Source organism: Tenacibaculum sp. 1_MG-2023 (assembly GCF_030547425.1).
Taxonomy (GTDB): Bacteria; Bacteroidota; Bacteroidia; order Flavobacteriales; family Flavobacteriaceae; genus Polaribacter.
In genome coordinates this window covers 167,479-175,072 of the sequence record NZ_JAUORH010000004.1, presented here as the reverse complement: position 1 = coordinate 175,072, position 7,594 = coordinate 167,479, and the positions used below count along the sequence as shown (strand labels likewise).

The 7,594-nt window shown below is 31.5% G+C and carries 7 protein-coding genes; 3 read left to right on the top strand and 4 right to left on the bottom strand.

Going from position 1 to position 7,594, the window contains the following annotated elements:
- Positions 1 to 155: 155 nt before the first annotated feature.
- Genes Q4517_RS04895 through kdsA form a run of 3 tightly spaced genes read right to left on the bottom strand, consistent with a single transcriptional unit; the run spans position 156 to position 2,971 of the window.
- The gene (locus Q4517_RS04895) at positions 156 to 1,121 is read right to left on the bottom strand and encodes a transglutaminase domain-containing protein (RefSeq protein WP_303506839.1); all 966 of its coding nucleotides are present in this window, start codon (positions 1,119 to 1,121) and stop codon (positions 156 to 158) included.
- 41 nt (positions 1,122 to 1,162) lie between these two features.
- On the bottom strand, positions 1,163 to 2,113 hold the full coding sequence (locus Q4517_RS04890; RefSeq protein WP_303506837.1) for a transglutaminase domain-containing protein: 951 nt from the start codon (positions 2,111 to 2,113) through the stop codon (positions 1,163 to 1,165).
- 39 nt (positions 2,114 to 2,152) lie between these two features.
- On the bottom strand, positions 2,153 to 2,971 hold the full coding sequence (gene kdsA / locus Q4517_RS04885) for a 3-deoxy-8-phosphooctulonate synthase (protein WP_303506835.1): 819 nt from the start codon (positions 2,969 to 2,971) through the stop codon (positions 2,153 to 2,155).
- Positions 2,972 to 3,039: 68 nt separating this feature from the next.
- On the opposite strand from kdsA, the gene Q4517_RS04880 reads away from it, so the two are divergent.
- The 3 genes from Q4517_RS04880 (at position 3,040) to Q4517_RS04870 (ending at position 6,310) form a co-directional block, all read left to right on the top strand.
- Positions 3,040 to 4,038, top strand: coding sequence for a M28 family peptidase (locus Q4517_RS04880; protein ID WP_303506833.1), 999 nt, complete (start codon positions 3,040 to 3,042; stop codon positions 4,036 to 4,038).
- Between the two features lie 170 nt (positions 4,039 to 4,208).
- Positions 4,209 to 5,693 (top strand): S8 family serine peptidase, encoded by a 1,485-nt coding sequence (locus tag Q4517_RS04875; RefSeq protein WP_303506831.1) that lies wholly within the window; start codon positions 4,209 to 4,211, stop codon positions 5,691 to 5,693.
- A 101-nt stretch (positions 5,694 to 5,794) separates the two neighbouring features.
- Positions 5,795 to 6,310 (top strand): DUF4136 domain-containing protein, encoded by a 516-nt coding sequence (locus Q4517_RS04870; RefSeq protein ID WP_303506829.1) that lies wholly within the window; start codon positions 5,795 to 5,797, stop codon positions 6,308 to 6,310.
- A gap of 218 nt (positions 6,311 to 6,528) precedes the next feature.
- Here Q4517_RS04870 and Q4517_RS04865 read toward each other — a convergent pair whose 3' ends face one another.
- Positions 6,529 to 7,593 (bottom strand): phytase, encoded by a 1,065-nt coding sequence (locus tag Q4517_RS04865; RefSeq protein ID WP_303506827.1) that lies wholly within the window; start codon positions 7,591 to 7,593, stop codon positions 6,529 to 6,531.
- Position 7,594 lies beyond the last annotated feature (1 nt).

Below are 7,594 nucleotides of genomic sequence, written 5' to 3'. Positions count from 1 at the left end.
AAAGCTGGTGTTTTGATATTTTTTGTAACACTTTCAATATTCTTTCGTAATTTGCATTTAAGTTGTTCATTGTTAATGTTTTGTAGTTAAAATAATTTACTGATTATCAGTAAGATGAACAACTTTTTTTATTTTAAACCATAATGCACAACAGGTTAATTAACTTTAATTTTATACTCTAAAGATAATTCATTATTCAAATATATATGTAGAATTGTGTTTTTTTTGGGAGGCTTAAGGTAAATAGAAGAGGAAGTTTCTTTATTAATAATTTGTGCATTATGTATTTTGTAGTTGCTAGAAAATAAATATTTTACATCTTTTACTTTGTCAGTCTTCTTTAGTTTTATATGGATTCTGTCGTTTTTACTTGTGATAATTTTACCTGATTTAGGGGTCAAAATTTCTAATTTATTTTTTAGAAAACCTTTTTTGTATAGAGGAGCGTAACAGAATTCCTTTAAAGGTTTTTGGTTTAAAAATTTTCGCCACTTAATATCGGCTGGAAAATGAGTTAGTTTAAGCTTACTCTTTTTTGTATCAAAATACTCTAAGTTAAGTTGTCTTTGCCAGACATTTTTATATAAGTATCCTGATCCAAAAGTAACATCTATTAACATCCATTTATTATTTATTTTAATGGCATTCCATACATGATTTTTTTCTTCAGGAATTATCCCAATTCTGTCAGCAGAAGTTTTTGTATAACCATAAATTAATTCACTTTTAATATTAATTAGGTTACAAATGTTATGGAAGAGATAAGCAAAACCTATGCAAACACCTTTTTTTGTTTCGAATGTTTTTTGTGCTGCCTGCTTTATTTTTCTCTGTTTTATTCTTTTAAAATCACCATCATTGTTATAGATAAAAAATTCAGGAGATTTTAATAGTTTAGAGGGGAAATAATCATACTCAATGTTTAGAGCAATCCATGTATAAATAGCTCTTACTTTTTCTATTTCAGTTTTAAAATCGTAATCTATTCTTTCAGACAGTTCTTTAATGGAATTTATGCCATTATAAGAATACATAATTTTATCGACCTTTGTTAAGTCCTGAGAAAATGAGATTTTACTAAAGAAGAGAAAAATAATGAGAATGGATAAGATGTTTTTCATAGACTAATTTATTATTGATAGAACAATAAAGATAAAAATAATTATCGAATCAAAAACTCAAGCATAACTTCTTTGTCAATAATCAAAAATAGTTGTTTACTTTTTTCAAGAGGAGTTGTCGTGATTGTAGTAATATTATTTTTTGTTGACACTTTATCTGGTTTTACAGTATATCGGTATCCACTATAGCCTAAGAAAACTGATTGATTAGGACGTAAATTTTGAATTTTTAACTCAATAGTAGAGTTTCTATCTAATATTCCTTTGGAAGGAGTTATTAACTCTAAATCTGATTTTAAGAAAGCAGCATCATAAATTGGTTGGTTATAAAAATCTTTTTTATCCATTCTACCAACTCTTAATTGCCAAAGTTTTTTTTCAGGAAAATGTGTTTTAAAGTATTTTTCTTCAGGAATGTTGTAGTAATAAGCATTAAATAAAGGTTGCCATCTGTTGTTATTTACAACACCCGCAGCCCAGGTAACATCAACATAAACCCATTTGTCATTCAGTTTAACAGCGTTCCAAGCATGATTTGAGTTGGTTTTAGGGTTAGCTATATCGTTTGAAGAATTTCTAATATAGCCTTTTATAACTTCATTTTCAACTTGGAGCATTGTGCAAATTTTGGCGAAAGTTTGCGCATATCCTTCACAAACAGCTTTTCGAGTTAATAAAGTTTCATTGACAATACCGTCTTTTATTGCCTGTAGTTTTTCTAATTTTTCTTGCTCATTCCTGTATCTAAAAGAAATTCTTTTGTTTTTAGGATGATAATATGCATCTAAATCATACTGTATGTTATGAGCAAGCCAATAAAAGGCAGCTTGTACTTGCTGTTCTTTAGTTTTAAAATCGCTTGCTATTTGCTGAGCTAGATTTTCTACTTTACTAAATTTCGGGTAGCTATTTACTTTCTCTTCAATTAAAGAAAAGTCTTGTGCACTTACGATAGTAGTAGCTAGAAAGAATAAAAAAAGAAGTTGTTTCATATATAAACTAAAAACGATTGTATGAAACAAAAACTGTGCCTATAAATTATTAATAGTTTTTCTAATGGTAACCAAGTTGGTTAATAAACCCTCTAAATAATCAAGATGTAACATATTAGCACCATCACTTTTAGCATTGGCAGGGTCAAAATGAGTTTCAATAAACAATCCATCAACATTATTAACAACACCAGCACGAGCAATAGTTTCAATCATATCAGGACGTCCACCTGTAACACCGCTTGATTGGTTTGGTTGTTGTAACGAATGGGTAACATCTAATACAGTAGGAGCGTATTGACGCATGGTAGGAATTCCGCGGAAATCAACAATCATATCTTGGTATCCGAACATCGTTCCTCTGTCAGTTATCCACGCTTTTTTATTTCCTGCATCATGAACTTTTTTTACTGCATGTTGCATGGCTTCAGGACTCATAAATTGTCCTTTTTTCAAATTCACAACTTTACCAGTTTTTGCAGCAGCAACTACTAAATCGGTTTGACGAACTAAGAAAGCAGGAATTTGTAATACATCTACATATTGAGCTGCTTTTTCAGCATCAGAAACTTCATGAATATCGGTTACAGTAGGAACATTAAAAGTTTCAGAAACTTTACGTAAAATTTTTAATGCTTTTTCATCACCAATTCCTGTAAAACTATCAATTCTACTACGATTCGCTTTTTTAAAACTTCCTTTAAATACATAAGGAATTGCTAATTTATCAGTAATGGTAATTGCTCTCTCAGCAATTCGCATCGCCATATCTTCACTTTCAATAGCACAAGGGCCAGCAAGCAAGAAAAAATTGTTTGAATCAATATGTTTTATATTTGGAATATCAGTTAAAGTCATCCTTAAAAAGTTTTAAACAAAATTAAGAAATTAAATTGGCTATATTTAGGCTTTTAAATAAATAAAGAATGAAAAAAGTTTTATATCCATTAGCATTTGTAAGTGTATCAGTTTTACTGTCGTGTAAGCAAACTAAAAATACTAGTAACGAGGTTGCTATGAATACTGTTGAAGTAACTCAGAAAAAAGAAAGTAAAGAAGAGTTAATTGACTCTGTTTTGGTAAGAAAACACTTATATACACTTGCTTCAGACGAAATGGAGGGTAGAAAACCAGGCACAGAGGGAATGGAAAAAGCAACTCAGTATATAGAGAATGAATACAAAAGAATTGGTTTAAAGACTTTTGATACATTAACTACCTATCGTCAAAACTTTGAATATAAAGGAATTAAGATGAGTAACATTATAGGCTTGTTAGAAGGAAAGTCTAAAAAAGATGAATTTGTTATTGTATCAGCTCATCACGATCATTTAGGTGTAAAGAAAGATGGAGAAGGGGATAGAATTTTTAACGGAGCAAATGATGATGCTTCTGGTGTTACCGGTGTATTATCTTTAGCTGAATATTATGCTAAAAAGGGAAATAATGAGCGTAGTATTTTGTTTGTATGTTTTACTGCTGAAGAAATGGGATTGGTAGGTTCTGAATACTTTGGTAAAGGAATTGATGCGAGTAAGTTTGTAGCTGGAATTAATTTAGAGTTGATAGGAAAACAACCTAAAACAGGACCAAAAACGGCATGGTTAACTGGTTTTGATAAATCGGATTTTGGTAAAATAATTCAGAAGAATTTGGAAGGATCAGGATATAAGTTGTTTCCAGATCCATACCCGAAATTTCAATTGTTCTTAAGATCGGATAATGCTTCTTTAGCACGTTTAGGTGTGCCGTCTCATACATTTTCAACGACTCCGATTGATATCGATGCAGACTATCATAAGGTAACAGATGAAGCTGAAACCTTAAATATGACTGTATTAACAGAAACCGTAAAAGCGGTTGCTAGAGGAACTCAAAGTATTATTGAAGGAAAAGATACACCCACTAGAGTAAAGATGGAGTAAACGTTTTGAAAACTTAATGTAAAGAAGGAGCTATAGGCTCCTTTTTTTATTGGAATTGTATGTTTGGCTTTAATAAAGTGTTAATTATGTATGGGTTAAATTGATTAAAGTGTTAAAATTGTATTAAAATTTTACTATATTCGAAAAGTTTAATTTAAATCCCTTCAGAAATGAAAAAAATACTTTTAAGTCTAACAGTTGTTTTAACTATGATCTCATGTTCTAATAACGATGAAACATTAGATACAAAGCAAGATCAAGGTTTTTTTACCAAAAAAGAAATTAACTCAAAAATCAAGGAATCTTTACAAAAAACAGGAGATTTTAAATGGATGTCACAAGATGCTCATACTATATGGAGTGCAGTGAATCATGGAGAAAATATCTTGACTATAGGCTACGGTACTTCAAAAAATAATTATGCTAGGAGTGAAGAAAGTACTAATATAAAAGACGAGCTAATAACTTTAGTAAAAAGTTTTGAAACAACTTCTGCTAAGGGAGAAACAGAGCTGTATGTAAATGAAAATATTAATGTATTAGATATTAAAGTTACCAACAAGGAAACAATAAATGTCTTATTAAAAGATAGTAGAGTTCGTTATATTGAACCGGGAGGATATAGTTTTTTAGAGTCTACTGCACAAGCTAAGTCAAGTTCATCAGGTTCTTCAGGATGTGGCTATGGTACGGCTACTTTAAGCACCAATGATTATAGAACAGTAGCACCAGGGGCTAAATTACCATGGTCTTTTGATGCGCACAATATTTCACAAGCTTGGAATTATAGTACAGGTTCGGGAGTAACAGTAGCTGTAGTTGATTCTGGTTTGTCACCAGAACAAAAATGGATGAACCAATATTTTAATGATGGATATTCATCAGGAAGAACAGTTCAGAAATATGGAACCTTTGTAGATTCTTGGTGGGCGTGGTCAAATAATTATGATGGCGTAAATGATAAGTGTGGTCATGGAACGAAAATGGCAGCAGTAGCAACCGCACCAAGAAATAATGATAATTTACCTGTAGGGGTTGCTTACAATGCAAACTTGGTAACGTATAGAGCTGTTGAAAATGTGGTAATTGATGATTATCATGAAAAAAGAGGAGTTGTTGAAGCATTAACAGCGTTGGCAAATAGAAGTGATGTAAAAGTTATTTCTATGTCGTTAGGTTCTCCGTTTAGTATTGGTAATGTATCGGATGCAGTTAAGTATGCACACAGCAAAGGAAAGATGATTTTAGCTGCTGGAGGAACTTCTACTTCGTTTACTACTTGGTATGGAGTAATTTTTCCAGCAAGTATGTCTGAAACTGTTGCGGTAACTGGTGTTAAAGAAGGACAATATAGTAAGTGTGATGTATGTCATACAGGATCACAAATTGATTTTACGGTACAAATGCAACGTACTAATGGTACAGATAACAAAACTCCTGTATTAAGTTATTACGATGGACAAGCAAATTATGTAGGAGGTTCATCTGTAGCAACAGCAACTACTGCTGGTATTGCAGCGTTAGTATGGGCAAAGCATCCAAGTTGGTCAAGAGAACAAGTTTTACAAAAAATGAAAGAATCCGCTGATTTTTATCCGAACAAACATTCAGAGTTTGGATATGGAAATATTGATGCTTTAAAGGCAGTTCAATAAAAATCAATTAACTAACCTTAGAAAAAGTCTCGTGTAAACGAGGCTTTTTGTATTTTTATAAGGTATAGTTTTTGATTAAGTACAATGTAAAGAATTTATATATGAAGTATTACAAATATTTTTTTCTGTTAGTTATTATTGGTTGTTCCTCTTCTAAAGTAGTATATGACTACGATAGCCAAACAGATTTTAGTCAGTATAAAACCTTTAATTTTTTTGAAGATGCTGGCAAAGGTTTAAATGAGTTGGATGTAAAAAGAGTCACTTATGAAATAACGGCTGTTTTGCAAGCCAAAGGGATGCAGTTGGCTGAAAAACCAGATATGTATATCAATATTTTATCTGAAGAACGAGAGTCTGTTAATAGAAATACAATAGGTGTTGGCTTAGGAAGTGGAGGAAGAAATGTTGGATTTGGAATTTCAGGAGGTATCCCTATTGAAAGTAGAAAAATAAATCAGCAATTAACCATTGATTTTGTAGAAAGTAAAGACAACCAGTTAATATGGCAAGGAATTGCTACTAGTGAAGTAAGAGAAAAAGCAACACCAGAACAAAAGAAATTACATTTTCAAAAAGTAATTGGTAAGGTGATTAATAATTATCCGCCAAAATAAAAGATACTTTTCTAGCACTTAACAATCTATAAAAACAAAACACTAAGAAGACTTACAAAAAAGACCTTGACGTTTTTGTAAAAACGTCAAGGTCTTTTCATCAAAACATCAAGGTGTTTTTTAAAGACTATGTTTTAAGCTAATTTTATTAGCGTTAAAAAAGCCTCTTGGTTTTACCAAAAGGCTTTTCAAATTACACAACAAATACACTAATTTGACTAATCTAAATGTAGATTTTTAGAAATTTTTTGCCAGTCAATGATTTTAAAATTTTGATGTAAACTGTCTTTACCTTGGGTATTAGCACCATCTTGCGCAATAAAGAATCCTTTAGGGTATTTTGAGCCAAAATTAACAGAAGTTACATCAATTCCGTCCGTATCGTAGGTACCGTCAATAGCACCGTCTTTTAATGAGAAACTACCTAGGTATTGATTGCTAATTCTATCAAAAACAGCATAACTGTTATTTCCTTGTGAGGATAAAATAATATATCCTTTTCCATTTCCAGCATCGTATAAGGTAACACCTTCAAAATCATCTTTCATATTCAAATCTTTGGTGCTGATAACCTTTACACGGTTGTTTAAAGCATTGGGTTCTGCATCGTACTTCCACAAAGCTTTGTTCTCTTCTCCAATATATACCTTGGCGTGTACATCATCGGCAACAATACCTTCTCCTTGACTTCCTAATGAAAATTCACGGACTAACTTAGCATCAATTTGAGTGTTGCTTTCAAACAACTCCCATTGCTCAACACCGCCTTTTTTACCAACCATAAAAACATAAAATTTGTTAGTTTTAGGGCTTTTATACATTCCTAAACCATAAACCTCTTTTAAGTTAGAAGTTATTTTTCTTGCAGCAGCATCTTCTAATTCACCTGTAGGTTTTACAATCAATACAGAAATAGTATTATAGGTTCTATTACTAGCGGTAACTACTGAAACTTCTTTTCCGTTTAATAAGAATCCATCACGAATATCAACATTGTTTACACGTCCTATTTTATAAGAATACAAACGTTCTCCTTCTAAATTATAAACTTCTAAACCTTCTTTTTTGTTTGTGCCAATTATGGTTGATGTTGTTACATCAGCGGGATTTATCCACACACACGGATCATCAGCAGCATCGTCAAAAGAAGTAACAGGTGCTGTTTCAGCATCAGCAGTTAAAGCTACTACTGGTTTAGCTTGTGGGTTTTGATGTACTATTTTTTCAACTTTACAAGCGCTTAAAATAAGGCAAGTAAGTGTTATTTTGTATACATTATTCATT

What these genes read in the sequence shown, in the direction of transcription:
- Q4517_RS04875 (WP_303506831.1), top strand. Translation starts at nt 4,209, where the DNA reads ATGAAAAAAATACTTTTAAGTCTAACAGTTGTTTTAACTATGATCTCA.
- Q4517_RS04870 (WP_303506829.1), top strand. Translation starts at nt 5,795, where the DNA reads ATGAAGTATTACAAATATTTTTTTCTGTTAGTTATTATTGGTTGTTCC.
- Q4517_RS04865 (WP_303506827.1), bottom strand. Translation starts at nt 7,593, where the DNA reads ATGAATAATGTATACAAAATAACACTTACTTGCCTTATTTTAAGCGCT.
- Q4517_RS04890 (WP_303506837.1), bottom strand. Translation starts at nt 2,113, where the DNA reads ATGAAACAACTTCTTTTTTTATTCTTTCTAGCTACTACTATCGTAAGT.
- kdsA (WP_303506835.1), bottom strand. Translation starts at nt 2,971, where the DNA reads ATGACTTTAACTGATATTCCAAATATAAAACATATTGATTCAAACAAT.
- Q4517_RS04895 (WP_303506839.1), bottom strand. Translation starts at nt 1,121, where the DNA reads ATGAAAAACATCTTATCCATTCTCATTATTTTTCTCTTCTTTAGTAAA.
- Q4517_RS04880 (WP_303506833.1), top strand. Translation starts at nt 3,040, where the DNA reads ATGAAAAAAGTTTTATATCCATTAGCATTTGTAAGTGTATCAGTTTTA.